Source organism: Rhizobium sp. PDO1-076 (assembly GCF_000247475.1).
In the GTDB taxonomy this organism is placed as follows: domain Bacteria; phylum Pseudomonadota; class Alphaproteobacteria; order Rhizobiales; family Rhizobiaceae; genus Allorhizobium.
Map to the genome: position 1 here is coordinate 16,197 of NZ_AHZC01000366.1, position 16,771 is coordinate 32,967.

Genomic DNA, 16,771 nt, shown 5'->3' on the forward strand with positions numbered 1-16,771 from the left:
TTTTTATTGTTTCAGGCAGCCGGTGATCGCGGTTTGGATCAGAACTGCCAGATAATCGGCCACAACCCCTTGGCCGTTACTCTCTGTGATAAGGTCATTGCGAACCTCGATCATGACGTTGAGATGCCCATAAGGCAGCGCATGAAGTCTCAGGCTATGCGTGACACCGTCATCCGGGCCGTAAGGCGCGTTGCGCTCCACGCGGAACGGGCCGCCTTCGGCTGCCTTCAGCATGCCATCCGCCAACCGGCTGTCGGTATCGTGCAGGATGCCGATCTCAACGGCCCGCGGCTTGCCGAAATACACCGGCGTGAAACTGTGAACGGTGACCACGACATTCTCGAGGCCTGCCGCCTGGCGGGCAGCAAGCGTCGCACTGATGCGGTCGTGAAACGGCACGTAGAGTGCTGCAGTCCTCGCATAGCGTTCGGCAACACCCAGATCCCGGTTCCCTGGAATGTCGTAGATCTCGCTGCGGTCCGGCATGGCGGCGGGCGATTCCGGCGGACGGTTGCAGTCGTAGAGCAAACGCGAGAACCGCTGATGGATCAGCACGGCATCAAGCTTTTCCGACAACAACCGCGAGACGGCCAGGGCACCCGGATCCCAGGCGATGTGGCTTTCCAATGCTTCGGCCGGAAGCCCCAGATCCCCTGCCCGCACAGGCAAGGCGCGGCTTGCGTGTTCGCAGACCAGCACCACCGCGCCTGAAGCTGCGGAATTTTCCACTGCAACAGCTTCGCCGTCTGCCGAGGTCAGGATGTCTGGCCTTGAGAGCATGCTGATTTCCCCTGCGCCGTTCGGCTGCTTTTATTGCGAAGAGAATTCTTCACGATTTCGCCGCTGTCAATGGGATCTGAAGAAATCTCTTCAAAATAGCAATTGACACATTCCGGCCATAAAGGCTTAATTCGCCAAAAGCCGGCAAAAGATCGGCTTGAGGGGAGACCATCGGTCCTTGCTAAGTGCGTCCAAGACAGTGTCGGACGTGATCCATGCTCATTTCGATGGGCTGACACGCGCCGAACGACAGCTGGCCGAGAGCCTGCTGGAAAATTACCCCGTCTCCGGCCTCGGCAGCATTACCACTGTCGCCGAGAACGCTGGCGTATCGACGCCCACTGTCGCCCGCATGGTCCAGAAGTTAGGCTACAAGGGATATCCGGAGTTTCAGGCGCATCTGCATCAGGAACTCGAGGCGACGATCTCCAATCCGATCAACAAGCATGACCGCTGGGCGGCCAACGCACCGAACCGGCACATCCTCAATCGTTTCGCCGAAGCGGTGATCAACAACCTGCGCGCGTCGCTGGGTGAACTGAGAACCTCGACCTTCGACGAGGCGGCACGCCTGCTGGGTGACCGCAATCGCAGTCTGTATTTTGTCGGTGGCCGCATCACCGGCGCGCTGGCCGAGTATTTTTTCACCCATATGCAGGTCATCCGGCCGAAGACGACACTGATGTCGTCGAATGCCAGCTCGTGGCCGCAGCATGTCCTCAACATGCAGGCCGGCGACGTACTGATCGTCTTCGACATCCGCCGCTACGAAGCCGACATGACCACCCTTGCCGAGGTTGCGAGAGCCAATGGCGTCGAGATCATCGTCTTTACCGACCAGTGGATGTCGCCCGTCGCCCAGCACGCCCGCAACTGTTTCAAGCTCCACATAGAAGCGCCATCGGCCTGGGATTCCTCCGTGGTGACGCTGTTTGTCGTGGAGGCGTTGATCGAAGCCGTGCAGAGCTCGTCCTGGGATGAGACGCGCGAACGTATGAATACCCTTGAAGGGCTGTTCGAACAGGCACGCCTGTTTCGAAAGCCCCGTGAAAGGGGATAAACGCGAGCATGGAGGACCAGACCCGATGAACGCCGGCAATTGGGGAAAGACAGTCTGCCGCCGTCAACCGTCACACAACGATAATAAACCGCACCTAAGTGAACCGCATCGCTGCCAACTCAGAGGAGAATTCCAGTGATTACCAATTTCCGCAAAGCCCTGTCCCTTACGACGGCTCTCGTGATGGCCAGCTCGGCCATTGCCTATGCCGAGCCAAGCGCCGAACTCATCGAAGCTGCCAAGAAGGAAGGCATGCTGACCACCATCGCGCTGCCACACGACTGGTGCGGCTACGGCGCCGTCATTGATGGCTTCAAGAAGAAGTATCCGGAGATCACCGTCAATGAGCTGAACCCGGATGCCGGTTCGGCCGACGAAGTCGAAGCGATCAAGGCCAACAAGGACAACAAGGGCCCGCAGGCGCCGGACGTTGTTGACGTCGGTCTTGCCTTCGGCCCGCAGATGAAGGCCGAAGGCCTGCTGCAGCCTTACAAGGTCTCCACCTGGGACGAAATCCCGGCTGAAGTGAAGGATGCTGACGGCTTCTGGTACGGCGACTACTACGGCGTCATGTCGCTGCTGGTGAACAAGGACCTCGTGGCCAACACCCCGAAGGACTGGTCGGACCTCTTGAAGCCGGAATATGCCGGTCAGGTCGCACTTGCCGGTGACCCGCGCGCCTCCAACCAGGCCATCCTCGGCGTTCTGGCAGCCGGCCTCGCATCGGGCGCCAAGGCTGGCAAGGACGCTGGCGAAGCTGGCCTGAAGTATTTCGGCGAGCTGAACAAGGCTGGCAACTTCGTCCCGGTCATCGGCAAGTCCGGCACGCTCGCACAGGGCGCAACGCCGATCGTCGTCATGTGGGACTACAACGCGCTCGCCGCCAAGGACACGCTGGCCGGCAACCCGCCGGTTGAAGTCGTCGTTCCGGCATCGGGCGTTCTCGCCGGCGTCTACGTTCAGGGCATCTCGGCCTTCGCACCGCACCCGAACGCAGCCAAGCTTTGGATGGAATACCTCTATTCCGACGAAGGCCAGACCGCATGGCTCGCAGGCTATTGCCACCCGGCCCGCTTCAACGCCATGTCCAAGGCCGGCAAGATCCCGCAGGCCCTGCTCGACAAGCTGCCGCCGGCCGCTTCCTACGAGAAGGCCTACTTCCCGACTCTCGAGGAAGTCGATGCCAACAAGGCTGCCGTCACCGGCGCTTGGGACAGCGTCGTTGGCGCCAACGTCCAGTAAGGCATAGCGTATAAAAGCCGCCCCGATCTTGCGACCGGGGCGGCATTTGCATTTTATAGAGACCGCGAACCACGCGGACGAAGGGGCAACAGCAATGTCATCGCAACAGGTCAGTTCAGGTGCGCCGCCCGGGCCGCGCTTTCGCCTTCCCCTCCATTGGCTGGGCGTTCTGCCCTTTGCCGCCTTCACCGTGCTTTTCCTGATCATGCCGACGATGAAAATCGTCATCGGCGCCTTCCAGACCCCGGACGGCACCTTCACGCTGGACAATATCCGCGGCCTGTACACCCCGTCGATCATGTCGGCATATCTGATCTCCATCCGGATCAGTCTCGCCTCCGCCATTCTCGGCTGCGCGATCGGCTTCGCCGTCGCCGCAGCCGTCGTGCTTGGCGGATTGCCGCAATGGATCCGAGGACCTCTGCTGACCTTCTCCGGTGTCGCCTCCAATTTCGCCGGCGTACCGCTCGCCTTCGCCTTTCTGGCAACGCTTGGCCCGGTTGGGCTGGTAACGGTCTTCCTCAAGACCCAGCTCGGCGTTGACCTGCGCATGCTCGGCTTCAACCTCCTGTCCTTCTGGGGCCTGACGCTGACTTATCTCTTCTTCCAGATCCCGCTGATGATCCTGATCATCACGCCGGCCCTGGATGGCCTGAAGAAGGAATGGCGCGAAGCAGCCTCGATCCTCGGCGCGACCAATGCGCAATACTGGCGCCTGGTCGCCTTTCCGATCCTGCTGCCCTCTTTCCTGGGCACGATGGCGCTTCTGTTCGCAAATGCATTCGGCGCTGTCGCAACCGCGATCGCACTGACCGGTTCCTCGCTGAATATCGTACCGATCTTGCTCTTCGCCCAGATCCGCGGCGATGTGCTTGGCGATCCGCATCTCGGCTATGCACTGGCCTTCGGCATGATCGTCGTCACCGGCGTGGCGAACGCGCTCTACATTTGGCTTCGCGCCCGCAGTGAAAGGTGGCTGAAATGAAACGTCTCTGGGCTTGGGGAGCCCTCATTTTTGGCCTCCTCTATTTCTTCCTGCCGCTGATCGGCATGACCAACTTCTCGCTGAAGATGCGGCGCGGAGAATATTCTTTCGACGCCTATGTCAAAGTGCTGAACGATCCGCGCTTCCAGGAAACATTCACCTATTCCGTCACCATGGCGCTGGTCACCATCCTGTTCGGCATTTTCCTGATCGTGCCCACCGCCTATTGGGTTCGTCTCAAGTTGCCGGGCCTTCGTCCCTACATCGAATTCGTGACACTTCTGCCGCTGGTCATTCCGGCCATCGTCATCGTCTTTGGCTATATCCGCCTCTACAACACATCGAGCTGGCTGCCGCTCACCGGTTCCTCCCTCGGCACCGATGTGCTTCTAATGTTCGGCTATGCCACCTTGGCTCTGCCCTATATGTACCGCGCCGTCGACACGGGCTTGCGCACCATTGACGTCGGAACCCTGACCGAGGCAGCCCAAAGCCTTGGCGCCAGCTGGTTCACCATCATTTCGCGCATCATCCTGCCCAATGTGCTCGTCGCCGTCCTCTCGGGCGCCTTCCTGACCTTCGCCATCGTCATCGGCGAGTTCACCATGGCCGCCCTTCTCAACAAGCCGGCCTTCGGCCCCTACATGCAGTTGCTCGGCGCCAATCGCGCCTATGAACCTGCGGCCTTGGCGGTCATCGCCTTCGGCATCACCTGGGGTTGCCTCGGACTGATCCAGCTTGTTTCCCGTTTCCAGAAAACCGCGCCTCGCCAGGCCTGAGGACTGAACCTTCATGAGCTTTCTCACACTCACCAAACTGCAGAAATCCTTCGGGCCGACCAAGGTCGTTCACGACTTCAACATGGCGATCGACAAGGGGGAGTTCATCTCCTTCCTTGGGCCGTCGGGCTGCGGCAAGACCACGATCCTGCGCATGATCGCCGGCTTCGAAACACCAAGCGGCGGCACGATCGAAATCGCGAACAAGGATCAGACAAACCTGAAGCCGAACCAGCGCAATATCGGCATGGTCTTCCAGGCCTATGCGCTGTTTCCCAACATGAACGTCTTCGACAATGTCGCCTTCGGCTTGAAGATCGGCGGCATGCCGAAGGCTGCCATCGAGGCGCGCGTCCGCGAAATGCTCGCCCTCATTCACCTCGATCATCTGGCCGAGCGTTACCCTTACCAGTTGTCCGGCGGCCAGCAGCAGCGCGTGGCGCTTGCCCGCGCGCTGGCCCCCAAACCACAGGTGCTGCTGCTCGACGAGCCGCTCTCCGCACTGGACGCCAAGATCCGCGTGTCGCTGCGCGAAGAAATCCGCCATATCCAGCAGCAGCTCGGTATCACCACCGTCTTCGTCACCCATGACCAGGAAGAAGCCCTGTCGATCTCCGACCGCATCGTCGTCATGAATGCCGGCAAGGCGGACCAGATCGGCACACCCTTCGAGATCTACAACCGCCCGACCACCCGTTTCGTCGCGTCCTTCGTCGGCACTCTGAACGTCCTGGAGGCAACGGTCACCGACCAATCCGCCGGTCTCGTTAGGATCGGCGACGCTACGCTAGCGATCAAGGATGCGATCCCGGCCGTCAACGGATCGACAGTCCAGCTCGCCATGCGCCCGGAAGCAGGGGCGCTGGCCGGCAATGGCGAAGCAACCGTCCGGGGCAAGGTTACATCCAGCCAGTTCCTCGGCTCGGTCATCCGCACCCGTGTCGAAGTCGCCGGCAAAACGATCTCCTTCGACACGTTCAACGATCCCGGCACCAAGCCGCCGGTGATCGGCGATCTGGTCGGCGTGAAGATCGACCCGTCCGGCCTGATCGTACTCGCAGACTAGAACACCCGATATTTCGGGTGGTAAGGACTTTTCGGCGCGCATTCACAATGCGCGCCGAAGCACATTCAGGCAGAGAGGAAATACCGATGCGCGCTCTTTTCTACGAACGTTTCGGCGAAACACCGAAGGTCAGCACATTGCCCGACCCGACACCTTCTCCGTCCGGTGTCGTCGTCGCCGTCAAGGCGACCGGCCTTTGCCGCAGTGACTGGCATGGCTGGATGGGCCACGATCCCGATATCCGCCTGCCGCATGTACCCGGCCACGAACTGGCAGGAACCATTTCCGCGATCGGCCGCGATGTCCGTCGCTTCAGGATCGGCGACCGGGTCACCGTTCCCTTCGTCTCCGGCTGCGGTCATTGCCACGAGTGCCGCTCCGGCAACCAGCAGGTCTGCGAGGAGCAGTTCCAGCCGGGCTTCACCCATTGGGGCTCCTTCGCCGAATATGTCGCGATCGACTATGCCGACCAGAACCTCGTGCACTTGCCCGACAGCATGACCTATGAGACGGCGGCCAGCCTCGGTTGCCGCTTCGCCACGTCCTTCCGTGCCGTCGTAGACCAGGGGCGCCTCAAGGGCGGCGAATGGCTGGCAGTGCATGGCTGCGGCGGCGTCGGCCTGTCGGCGATCATGATCGGCCACGCGCTCGGTGCCAACGTTGTGGCGATCGACATTGCCGAGGACAAACTGGCGCTCGCCCGCCAGCTCGGCGCCACGGTTGCGATCAACAGCCGGGAGATGCCCGATCTGGTAGAGGCGGTGCGCGAGGCAACCGGAGGCGGCGCCCATGTCTCGGTGGATGCGCTCGGACATCCGCAGACCTGCTTCCATTCGATCAGCAACCTGAGACGGCGCGGACGCCATGTCCAGGTCGGCCTGATGCTCGGCGAGCACGCGACGCCAGCGATCCCAATGGCACGCGTCATCGGTCATGAGCTCGAAATCTACGGTAGCCACGGCATGCAGGCCTGGCGCTACGACGCCATGCTGGAAATGATCCTGTCCGGCAAACTTGCGCCGGAAAAGCTGATCGGCCGGCGCATTAGCCTCGATGAGGCAGCACTGGCGCTGACAGAAATGGACAGGTTCAAGGATAGCGGCATAAGCATCATCGACCGTTTCGTTTAGCCCGCCGGCCGCCTCCCCCACCCGGTCTTGGCGTTCGACGAAAGCAGGTGGCGATACCGTAAAAGCCTTCCGACGTTTTGAACCCCGTTAATGCTTTTATGATGAATTGACGCAACGGGAGACAGTTTGAACGATCAACAATGCGGCCATGACGGGGATCACAAGGGCTATGAGCATGCCGAGGCAGGGGCCGCCGATCAACCCAGACGGGTTCATCGATCAATTGATGCGACTGAAACGGGGATCCGTCTCGCGGCGTCACTTCCTGCAGGTGACAGGCCTCGGCTTCGCAAGTCTCCTGTTCGGCATTGGCGGAACCGGATCGGGTCCAGCCAATGCGGGCACCCTCGGCAAAAGCGTCAGCATCGCAACCTGGCCGAACTATCACGACCCGGCAACATTCGAGCAATTCTCGCTGTTGCACGACATCGCCGTGGAGGTCGAGATCATCGGCTCCAACGAGGTGATGATGCAACGCATGCAGACGCAGACTGCGGCCTGGGACCTCATCGTACCGACACAATACGCCCTCGCCCCCTATGCAAACCTGGGCTTGATCGAACCGCTTGATCTGGCCGCCTTGCCGAATTTTGATCCGGCCGCCAATCCCGAACGCTATCTTGCACCGGCCATGTTTCACAGCGGGCTGCATGCGCTACCCAAGAATACCGGCACGACCGGTATCGCCTACAACCGACGCAGGCTTGATGCCGTAGCGAGTTGGCGCGGCTTCTTCGACACCGCCATGGGCGATGCTTCGGGCCGGACGATCGTTCAGGACTACCAGTTGACCACGATCGGTGGCGCGCTCGTCGCCCTCGGCTATCCCTTCAATTCGATCGAGCCTGACGCCCTTTCCAAGGCCGAAGACCTGCTGATGCAGGTCAAGCCGCATCTGCTGGCGATCGACAGCGACTACCAACCGGCCATGCGCGCCGGCGACGCCTGGCTCTGCATGTGCTGGAGCAATGACGCTGCCCAATTGGTCCGCGACATGGACGAGATCCACTACAGTCTTGGATCGGATGGCGGCGAGATCTGGACCGACTATTATGCGATCCCGACCGGAGCGGAGAACAAACCGGCCGCCTATTCCCTGCTGAATCACCTGATGGATCCGAAAATCGCAGCCATTGACCATCTCGCCAATGGTGGAGCGACCACTGACCGCCGCGTGCTCGCGCTCTTGCCGGAGGAGATTGTCTCCAGCAAGGTCATCTATCCGGACGAAGCCAGCTTGAGCGCGCTGGAATATGCAGTCGCGGTTGTGCTCACCGATCCGAACCGAGCCGCCGTCATGAGCCGCTTCAAGGCAGCATGATAAAAATCGGATACCGTTCACCTTTGCGGAAACAAACGGTTGCGAATCTGCCACTCTGACCGATGCGTCGCCACCATGAATTGCAGGACCTGCCCCTATGAGCCCTAAGCCCACAATTTCCATCATCGAGGTCATGTCCGACCCAGGCAAGGAAGGACGACCAAACGAGGACCGGCTCGGCTACAATCAACATGCCGCCTTTGTCTTCGACGGCGCGACCGGCCTGGGCGATAGGCAATTCATGCAGGACTATGGTTCCGATGCCGCTTGGATCGCAGAATTCGGTGCTATGCAGTTGGAGCAACGGTTGGATGCGACATCCGATCCAAAAGCCATCCTGCGTGCCATCTCCGAGGATGCACGCCAGGCTTTCGAAGCCGTCGCCGGCGAGCAGCCACGTTATGCGTGGCCGCTCTGCAGCCTGACAGGTCTGCGCGCCACGCCGACCGGCTTTCAGTATTTCGGCCTGGGCGACAGCGCCCTCTACATCCTGCATGACGACGGACGGAGCGATTTTGTCATCCCGATCCCCGGGGCCTATGAATGGGAACAGCACCGCGCCGCGGAACACATAGCCCGCCTTGGCGGCATCGGCGCATCCGGCAGCGCCAATACCGACCCGACGACGCTCGAAAACCTGCGCAAGGGCCGCGCGCTGCAGAATACCCCGAATGGCGCGACCTGGACCTTCGGCGTGGTACCGGAGGCTGCCGACCATCTGTTCGTCTGCGACGTGCCCATTCACGGCGGCGGTGCGACGGCTATCTTGTGCTCCGATGGATTGGCCGACCTCGTCGCCCTCTACAAGACCTATGATCCCGCCTCGCTGATTCGGCGCGCGGCAACAACCGGCCTGAGATCATTGGTCGCCGAATTGCGCCACTACGAGCGCGAACTGGATCCGGACGGTCTGCAATATCCCCGCTTCAAGCAATCGGACGACACGACCGCCATCCTGTTGAGGTTGACCGCCTGAGTGTCTTTTTCGATGCCGCATCAAGGAGATGCGGGCGCGGATTGAATCAATTTCGGATCACCCTGATTCTAAACGTGAAGTGACATCGCCCCGCCTCAGCCACCATCCAACCGGCTTGGCGATTGCCCCTCATTTGCCTGCCGGCACCGCCCCGCACACGGGGAGAAGGAGGCAAGTCCGCAACGTCTCCATTCCCTCTCCCCGCATGCGGGGGGAGCGTCAGGGTGAGGGGCAAGTCAGCGTCAGCGGCCCGAGAAAAACTCTATCACTCCGGCGCCTTCGGCACATAATTGAGCACCGGCCCAAGCCAGCGCTCGACCTCGCGAACCTCCATGCCCTTGCGGCCGGCATAGTCTTCCACCTGATCGCGTTCGACCTTGGCGACACCGAAATAATAGCTGTCGGGATGGCCGATATAGATGCCAGAAACCGATGAGCCCGGCCACATCGCGTAGCTTTCCGTCAACGTCACGCCAGTCGCTTCCGTTGCATCGAGCAGCGAGAACAGCGTCGCCTTCTCCGTATGGTCCGGCTGAGCCGGATAGCCGGGCGCCGGACGAATTCCGCCATAGTCCTCGGCAACCAACTGATCCGGTGTAAACGCCTCATCCGCAGCGTAACCCCAGAATTCACGACGCACCCGCTCATGCATGCGCTCGGCAAAGGCTTCGGCAAACCTGTCGGCCAGCGCCTTGACCAGGATCGAGGAATAGTCGTCATTTGCTCGCTCGAAGCGCTCGGCAATCGCCACTTCCTCGATGCCTGCTGTGACGACAAAACCGCCGACATAATCCTCGACACCGGTGTCCAGCGGCGCGACGAAATCCGACAGCGCGACATTCGGCCGCCCATCACGCTTCGACAACTGCTGGCGGAGCGTGAAGAAAGTCGCCCGCTCCTCGGTCCGGCTGTCATCGACAAAAAGCCGGATGTCGTCGTCCACCGCATTGGCCGGCCAGAAGCCGATAACCGCGCGCGGGCGGAACCAGTTTTCCGCGATAATCTTGTCCAGCATCGCCTGCGCATCGGCGTAAAGCGCACGTGCCGCCTCCCCCTGCTTCTCGTCTTCGAGAATGGCAGGATATCGTCCCTTCAGCTCCCAGGTCTGGAAGAACGGCGTCCAGTCGATGTATTTCGCCAATTCCGCAAGATCATAGTCCTCGAAGATCTTGGTGCCGGTAAAGCTCGGCTTGACCGGCTTGTACTGCGACCAGTCGACCTTGACGGCATTGGCGCGCGCACGCGCCAGCGGCAGACGCTGCTTTTCAGCCTCCGCGCGCGCATGCGCATCGGCCACCTTGGCATATTCGCCGCGAAGCGTCTCGATCGTACCGTCGCGCGTCTCATTGGACAGAAGCGACGATACAACGCCGACCGCGCGGCTGGCATCGGTGACATAGACTGCTTGCCCCGCCTGGTACTGCGGATGGATTTTGACGGCCGTATGCACACGGCTCGTGGTCGCGCCGCCGATGAGAAGCGGGATGTTGAACCCCTGCCGCTGCATTTCGGCAGCCATATGCACCATCTCGTCGAGCGACGGCGTAATCAGGCCTGAGAGCCCGATGATATCGACCTTCTGCTCGATTGCTGTCTGCAGGATTTTGGTCGCCGGAACCATCACGCCGAGATCGATGATCTCGTAGTTGTTGCAGGCGAGAACCACGCCGACGATGTTCTTGCCGATGTCATGCACATCGCCCTTTACTGTCGCCATCAATACCTTACCGGCAGCCTGGCGCTCGCCGGTGCCGCCGTTGGCCCGTTTTTCCTCTTCCATGTAAGGAAGCAGCACGGCAACCGCCTGCTTCATCACGCGCGCGGATTTCACTACCTGCGGCAGGAACATCTTGCCGGCGCCGAAAAGGTCGCCAACCACGTTCATGCCCGCCATCAGCGGCCCTTCGATGACATGCAGCGGTCGGGCGGCCCGCAGCCGCGCCTCTTCGGTGTCGGCATCGATGAATTCGGTGATGCCGTTGACTAGCGCATGCTCGAGCCGCTTTTCCACCGGCTGTTCACGCCAGGACATATCCTGCACGCGCGCCTGTTTCTCGCCTGTGCCGCGATAGCGCTCGGCGATCTCCAGCAAACGCTCGGTGCCGTCACTGCGACGGTTGAGCACCACGTCCTCGCAGGCCTCGCGCAGATCGGCATCGATACTCTCGTAGACCGCCAGCTGGCCGGCATTCACAATGCCCATGTCCATGCCCGCTTGGATGGCATGGTAGAGGAACACCGCATGCATGGCTTCGCGCACCGGCTCGTTGCCGCGGAACGAGAACGACAGGTTCGACACGCCACCCGAGATATGCACGAGCGGCATACGTTCGCGGATGGTGCGGGTCGCCTCGATGAAGTCGACGCCGTAATTGTTGTGCTCCTCGATGCCGGTCGCCACGGCAAAGATGTTCGGGTCGAAAATGATGTCTTCCGGCGGAAAGCCTGCTTCTTCGGTCAGGATCTTGTAGGCCCGCGAGCAGATCTCAACCTTGCGTTCATAGGTATCGGCCTGGCCCTGCTCGTCGAAGGCCATGACGACGACGGCAGCGCCATAATTGCGGATCAGCCGGCCCTGGGCGATGAAATTCTCCTCGCCTTCCTTCAGCGAAATCGAATTCACCACCGACTTGCCCTGAACGCATTTCAGGCCGCTTTCGATGATCTGGAATTTCGAACTGTCGATCATCACGGGAACGCGGGCGATATCGGGCTCGGCGGCGATCACGTTGAGAAACTCAACCATCGCCTTTTCCGAATCGATCAGGCCCTCATCCATGTTGATATCGATGATCTGCGCGCCGTTCTCGACCTGGTCTCGCGCAACCACAAGCGCCGCCGAATAGTCGCCGGCGGTGATCAGCTTGCGGAACTTGGCCGAGCCGGTGACATTGGTGCGCTCGCCGACGTTGACGAAGGGAATGTCCTTGGTCAGCACGAAGGGCTCGAGGCCCGACAGCGACATGAACGGCCGGTGCTCAGCAGGCACCCGCGGTGCTTTGCCGGCAACCGCCTCCGAAATCGCCCGGATATGCTCCGGCGTCGAACCGCAGCAACCGCCAACGACATTGACGATGCCTTCATCGGCAAAGCCGGCCACCAGTGCCGCCATTTCCTCCGGGTCCTGGTCGTATTTGCCGAACTCGTTCGGCAGGCCGGCATTCGGATAGGCCGAGATGAATGTGTCGGCAACACTCGACAGTTCCTGCAGATGCGGCCGCATCGCGTCGGCACCCAGCGCGCAGTTCAAACCGACGGCGAACGGCCGCGCATGCGAGATCGAGTTCCAGAAGGCAGACGGTGTCTGGCCCGAAAGCGTGCGGCCGGACAGGTCAGTGATCGTGCCGGAAATCATCACCGGCAAGCGGATGCCCTTGGCGGCAAAACGCTCCTCGCAGGCAAAGATCGCCGCCTTGGCATTCAGCGTGTCGAAGATCGTCTCGATCAGGATGAGATCGGCGCCACCGTCGATCAGCCCGTCGATCTGTTCGCCATAGGCAAGGCGCAGATCGTCGAACGACACGGCACGGTAGCCGGGATTGTTGACATCCGGCGAAATTGACGCCGTGCGGTTGGTCGGCCCGATCGCACCGGCAACGAACCGGCGCTTGCCGTCCTCACGCTCTGCCCGAAGGATCGCCCGGCGCACCGCCTGCGCGCCTTCCTTGTTCAGGTCGTAGACGGCACCTTCCATCTGGTAATCGGCCTGGGCAATGCTGGTCGAGGAGAATGTATTGGTCTCGATGATATCCGCACCCGCCATCGCATAGCGGAAATGAATGTCCTCGATCGCTTGCGGCTGGGTCAGGATCAGCAGGTCGTTGTTGCCCTGCTGATGGCAGGCACATCCGATGAAGCGCTCGCCGCGGAAGTCATCCTCATTGAGGCCCAATCCCTGGATCTCCGTGCCCATGGCGCCGTCAAGGATCAGGATACGCTCGCGCGCCGCCTGTTGCAGGGCGCTCAGAATCTCGGCTCCATCTCGATTGGCGCCCTGGCGGCCGAACAGTGAATCGAGCATGAGCGAATTCCTTTATTTCAAATGCGACACGCGTCAGATCACATAAAGATATCTTTATGTCAACATGCGAATGCTCTGTTAGCATTGCGCTTCCTGCGATGACAAGAGCAGACCGGATCGGCTATAGAGCTGAAAAGATTTAGTTCCCGGGAGGACATCATGTCGGACACCAGCGAAACCGCGTCGCTCGCCGCCCTTTGGTCGGATCGCCCCTATCACCGGCGCTGGCTGCTGCAGCAGGCCGATGGCCTGTTCGATTTCTTCCAGACCGCAGCGATCAATCCGAAGGGCGGCTTCTACGACCTGTCGCGCGATGGCAAGCCGCTTTCGACCGACAATCCGGCCCGCGGCATTCATGCCAGCGCCCGCATGGTCCATTGCTACGCCATCGGCGACCTGCTCGGCCGCCCGGGCGCAGCCGATGTCGTCGACCACGGCATGCGCTATCTCTGGGAACGCCATCGCGACGAGAAGAACGGCGGCTATTTCTGGCAGGCAAACGACACCGGTGCCGCCGACCCATCGAAGCAGGGATATGGCCACGCCTTTGTCCTGCTCGCCGCATCATCCGCCAAGACGATCGGTCATCCGCTGGCCGACCGCATGCTGGCAGACATCACCGAGGTGATCGAAACCCGTTTCTGGGAAAAGGCGCACGGCGCCATCGCCGAGGAGTTTTCCGCCGACTGGCAGCCCGTACCCGGCTATCGCGGCCAGAACTCCAACATGCACCTGACCGAAGCTCTGATGGCCGCGTTCGAAGCGACCGGAGAGCGCCATTACCTCGACAAGGCGACAAGCATTGCCGATCTCCTGATCAACCGCCGCGCCCGCGAGGAAGCCTTCCGCGTCGCCGAACATTTCGACGAACACTGGGTAGTAGACCGCAATTATTACCATGCCAACGAGATGTTCCGCCCCGCCGGCACCACGCCCGGCCACTGGCTGGAATGGGCAAGGCTTCTGATGCAGCTGTGGATCCTCGACGGCAAGCGCCATGCGTGGATGCCGGAGACCGCACGTGGCCTGTTCTTCCAGTCCATGGCCCTCGGTTGGGACAAGGCAAAGGGTGGTTTCTTCTACACTCTCGACTGGGCCAATGTGCCGGAAAAGACCGCCAAGCTCTGGTGGCCGCTCTGCGAGGGCGCCGGCGCCGCCCATTTCCTCAACCAGCACCAGGAAAGCGAATTCCACGAAGACAGCTACCGCAGGATCTGGAACTATATCGCCGGCAACAGTCTCGACCGCGAGTTCGGCGGCTGGCATGAGGAACTGACCGAGGACGGACGGCCTTCCAACACACTCTTCCCCGGCAAGGGCGATATCTATCACGCGCTGCAGGCCTGCCTCATTCCGCTTTTCCCCGCCGAAGGCAGCCTCACCAAGGTGATCCGCGAATACCCGCACTCGGTATAAGCCGCGCCAAAGGCCGACAGGTCAGCACCGTCATCGCCGCGTTGCAGCCATTCCAATGACAAACGAGGCCGGAACATCGTCACCGATGCTCCGGCCTCGCGGTGTGTGGGCCAGAGATTTCTCCGCGGCCCTTGCTGTCATTGGCGACGATGGATCTTACTGCTCGATGCCGTAGGTGATGTTGACAGTCACCGTGTAGCGGTTCTCGCCGGCCGCGACCGGCATGGCCTCGTCCATGCGCTTGCCCATCGGCGCTGCGGCCATCATCATCGGCATCGGCCGGGCGAAATTCTCCGAAATGTCGATGACGCGGCCGACCTTGACGCCGGCGGCTTCCGAAAGCGTCTTTGCCTTGGCGGCAGCTTCCGCGACGGCCGCCTTGCGTGCCACCTCGATCGCCGCATCCGGATTGTCATTGGAAAAGACGATATTGCCACCCTGGTTGACGCCGAGCTTCACCGCCTGATCGATCAGGCCGCCGAGCTTGGAAAGATCGCGCACCCTGACCGTCAGGCCGTTCGACACGCTGTAGCCGACGATTTCCGGCGCCTCGAAGCCGGTGCCATCGGTTGGCTGCTGGCGATATTTCGGCTGGATCGAAAAGTCCGTCGTCTGCATGTCCTTGTCTGCAATGCCCTGCCCCTTGAGGCTGGCCAGCACCTCGGCCATCGCGGCATTGTTGGCGCTCAGCGCCTCGCCGGCGGTCGCCGCATCGCGCACGACGCTCAGCAACACCAGTGCCATGTCCGGCGCGATTGCCGCCTCGCCCTCACCCGACACCATGATTGTCGCCTCGCGCCTCTCCGCCTCCGCCGCAAAGGCCGGCGCGACCGAAGTGAGCATAAAAGCTGTGCTCGAAAGCGCTGCAGCCAGGGCAAGAGCGCGTGTATGTCTTAGCATGTGGAGTGTTTCCTTTTCCCTCGGATCCGGACCCTTCGGCCTATATTGCTCTTCACGGCCCGGTTGAATGCCCTTCCAAGTCATTGATGACGCGTGATTGTGAAGCCATTGCGGCAAAGGCTTGTCGGTCCGCAGAATTTGCGTTAGAGCCTTCGCCACGGTGCGGGGTGACCATTGCCCGCCCGCCGGCACCATGTGCCGGGCTGGGCCTGTAGCTCAATGGTTAGAGCCGGCGGCTCATAACCGCTTGGTTGGGGGTTCGAGTCCCTCCGGGCCCACCATTTCTGTCTCCGGACGTTGTTTTGGCATGTTTTTCTCCTTGTTTTGCCCCACTTAAATCGTCGGCCGGCGAAAGTGGGACATTCCGACGGGCCACATAGCTTTTGCGACGTTCAAAGCCGGCATCGATAATTCGCTTGGACTGTGCTGCCTTCGTGTAGTGCTGGGCCATTTTCGAATCGGACCAGCCAAAGATTGCCATCAATTGGTGCTCGGTTGCACCTGCTTCAGCGAGAATCGTCGCCGACGCTTTGCGTATCCCATGAGAGCTGCAGTCAGGCAGCCCCGCATCGTCACACCACTGCCGCATCTTGTTGCCAAAACCGTTGGACGTGAATGCCTTTCCATAATCGGTGATCAAAAAAGTTGGCGCTTCGTGCCGTATGGCCGCAAGCGCATCCTGGAGTTCCTCGGTGACGGGCAAACTTAGCGACTGCGCGTAGCGCCCCGAGCCTTTTTCGGGAACGAACTCGATCCGCCCTTCAATGATGTTTTTCCAACCGAGCTTGACCAGGTCTGAGCGCCTGACACCCAGATTGACCATGAGCTCAAAAGCAAGACGCGCCGTGGTACCGACTGGGTAGCCTTTCCTGAACTTCTCGAGCTCAGCCTCGCTCCATGAGTGAAATCCTGGCGACTTGTTTATCTTTGTGACGCCACTCGCAGGATTGAAAGTTGCGTGGTCATTCGCAATGGCCCAGTTGAACAGCGCTTTAAGGTATTTGACGAGCTTGTCGGCCGCTCCTGGTGTGGCCGCCCGCACCATTTGGCTTCGCTCTATATCCAACTTCCGGATCTTCTTGAAAGGCAGGTTTC

At 60.9% G+C, this 16,771-nt stretch carries 12 protein-coding genes, 1 tRNA gene and 1 pseudogene; 10 read left to right on the forward strand and 4 right to left on the reverse strand.

Going from position 1 to position 16,771, the window contains the following annotated elements; translation table 11 throughout:
• Positions 1 to 3 precede the first annotated feature (3 nt).
• Positions 4 to 780 (reverse strand): N-formylglutamate amidohydrolase, encoded by a 777-nt coding sequence (locus tag PDO_RS17355; protein ID WP_007604986.1) that lies wholly within the window; start codon positions 778 to 780, stop codon positions 4 to 6.
• A gap of 178 nt (positions 781 to 958) precedes the next feature.
• Here PDO_RS17355 and PDO_RS17360 point away from each other — a divergent pair, with 178 nt between their 5' ends.
• The 8 genes from PDO_RS17360 to PDO_RS17395 all read left to right on the forward strand — a co-directional run bounded on the left by PDO_RS17360 (position 959) and on the right by PDO_RS17395 (position 9,339).
• Positions 959 to 1,840, forward strand: a complete 882-nt coding sequence (locus PDO_RS17360; protein ID WP_007604987.1) for a MurR/RpiR family transcriptional regulator — start codon at positions 959 to 961, stop codon at positions 1,838 to 1,840.
• Between the two features lie 183 nt (positions 1,841 to 2,023).
• Positions 2,024 to 3,082: an ABC transporter substrate-binding protein gene (locus PDO_RS17365; protein ID WP_458574660.1), complete on the forward strand. Its 1,059-nt coding sequence runs from the start codon at positions 2,024 to 2,026 to the stop codon at positions 3,080 to 3,082.
• A 94-nt stretch (positions 3,083 to 3,176) separates the two neighbouring features.
• Positions 3,177 to 4,067 (forward strand): ABC transporter permease, encoded by an 891-nt coding sequence (locus tag PDO_RS17370; RefSeq protein WP_007604989.1) that lies wholly within the window; start codon positions 3,177 to 3,179, stop codon positions 4,065 to 4,067.
• Positions 4,064 to 4,846 (forward strand): ABC transporter permease, encoded by a 783-nt coding sequence (locus tag PDO_RS17375; RefSeq protein WP_007604991.1) that lies wholly within the window; start codon positions 4,064 to 4,066, stop codon positions 4,844 to 4,846. Before PDO_RS17370 ends, PDO_RS17375 begins: the two co-directional genes overlap by 4 nt.
• 13 nt (positions 4,847 to 4,859) lie before the next feature.
• Positions 4,860 to 5,912, forward strand: a complete 1,053-nt coding sequence (locus PDO_RS17380) for an ABC transporter ATP-binding protein (RefSeq protein WP_007604993.1) — start codon at positions 4,860 to 4,862, stop codon at positions 5,910 to 5,912.
• 86 nt (positions 5,913 to 5,998) lie between these two features.
• Positions 5,999 to 7,042, forward strand: a complete 1,044-nt coding sequence (locus PDO_RS17385) for a zinc-dependent alcohol dehydrogenase family protein (RefSeq protein WP_007604996.1) — start codon at positions 5,999 to 6,001, stop codon at positions 7,040 to 7,042.
• Between the two features lie 175 nt (positions 7,043 to 7,217).
• The gene (locus tag PDO_RS17390) at positions 7,218 to 8,363 is read left to right on the forward strand and encodes an ABC transporter substrate-binding protein (protein ID WP_007604999.1); all 1,146 of its coding nucleotides are present in this window, start codon (positions 7,218 to 7,220) and stop codon (positions 8,361 to 8,363) included.
• Positions 8,364 to 8,460: 97 nt separating this feature from the next.
• A complete protein-coding gene (locus PDO_RS17395; protein ID WP_007605000.1) occupies positions 8,461 to 9,339 on the forward strand; it encodes a protein phosphatase 2C domain-containing protein in 879 nt (292 codons plus the stop codon).
• Between the two features lie 265 nt (positions 9,340 to 9,604).
• Here PDO_RS17395 and metH read toward each other — a convergent pair whose 3' ends face one another.
• Positions 9,605 to 13,360 carry a methionine synthase gene (metH, locus tag PDO_RS17400; protein ID WP_007605003.1) on the reverse strand — a complete coding sequence of 1,252 codons (3,756 nt, stop codon included), beginning with the start codon at positions 13,358 to 13,360 and terminating at the stop codon, positions 9,605 to 9,607.
• A 159-nt stretch (positions 13,361 to 13,519) separates the two neighbouring features.
• Here metH and PDO_RS17405 point away from each other — a divergent pair, with 159 nt between their 5' ends.
• Positions 13,520 to 14,776: an AGE family epimerase/isomerase gene (locus PDO_RS17405; RefSeq protein ID WP_007605004.1), complete on the forward strand. Its 1,257-nt coding sequence runs from the start codon at positions 13,520 to 13,522 to the stop codon at positions 14,774 to 14,776.
• Between the two features lie 156 nt (positions 14,777 to 14,932).
• Here the strand turns inward: PDO_RS17405 and PDO_RS17410 are convergent, their stop codons facing one another.
• Positions 14,933 to 15,676 carry an SIMPL domain-containing protein gene (locus PDO_RS17410; RefSeq protein ID WP_007605005.1) on the reverse strand — a complete coding sequence of 248 codons (744 nt, stop codon included), beginning with the start codon at positions 15,674 to 15,676 and terminating at the stop codon, positions 14,933 to 14,935.
• Between the two features lie 205 nt (positions 15,677 to 15,881).
• Here PDO_RS17410 and PDO_RS17415 point away from each other — a divergent pair.
• Positions 15,882 to 15,957 (forward strand) — tRNA-Ile (locus tag PDO_RS17415).
• 200 nt (positions 15,958 to 16,157) lie between these two features.
• Here the strand turns inward: PDO_RS17415 and PDO_RS29485 are convergent.
• A pseudogene (locus tag PDO_RS29485) lies at positions 16,158 to 16,721 on the reverse strand (tyrosine-type recombinase/integrase); the annotation flags it as partial.
• Positions 16,722 to 16,771: the final 50 nt, after the last annotated feature.

Excerpts from the sequence above, each read along its gene's own strand:
- PDO_RS17355 (WP_007604986.1), bottom strand. The coding sequence starts at position 780 with ATGCTCTCAAGGCCAGACATCCTGACCTCGGCAGACGGCGAAGCTGTT.
- PDO_RS17365 (WP_458574660.1), top strand. The coding sequence starts at position 2,024 with ATGGCCAGCTCGGCCATTGCCTATGCCGAGCCAAGCGCCGAACTCATC.
- PDO_RS17370 (WP_007604989.1), top strand. The coding sequence starts at position 3,177 with ATGTCATCGCAACAGGTCAGTTCAGGTGCGCCGCCCGGGCCGCGCTTT.
- PDO_RS17375 (WP_007604991.1), top strand. The coding sequence starts at position 4,064 with ATGAAACGTCTCTGGGCTTGGGGAGCCCTCATTTTTGGCCTCCTCTAT.
- PDO_RS17380 (WP_007604993.1), top strand. The coding sequence starts at position 4,860 with ATGAGCTTTCTCACACTCACCAAACTGCAGAAATCCTTCGGGCCGACC.
- PDO_RS17385 (WP_007604996.1), top strand. The coding sequence starts at position 5,999 with ATGCGCGCTCTTTTCTACGAACGTTTCGGCGAAACACCGAAGGTCAGC.
- PDO_RS17390 (WP_007604999.1), top strand. The coding sequence starts at position 7,218 with ATGCCGAGGCAGGGGCCGCCGATCAACCCAGACGGGTTCATCGATCAA.
- PDO_RS17395 (WP_007605000.1), top strand. The coding sequence starts at position 8,461 with ATGAGCCCTAAGCCCACAATTTCCATCATCGAGGTCATGTCCGACCCA.
- metH (WP_007605003.1), bottom strand. The coding sequence starts at position 13,360 with ATGCTCGATTCACTGTTCGGCCGCCAGGGCGCCAATCGAGATGGAGCC.
- PDO_RS17405 (WP_007605004.1), top strand. The coding sequence starts at position 13,520 with ATGTCGGACACCAGCGAAACCGCGTCGCTCGCCGCCCTTTGGTCGGAT.
- PDO_RS17410 (WP_007605005.1), bottom strand. The coding sequence starts at position 15,676 with ATGCTAAGACATACACGCGCTCTTGCCCTGGCTGCAGCGCTTTCGAGC.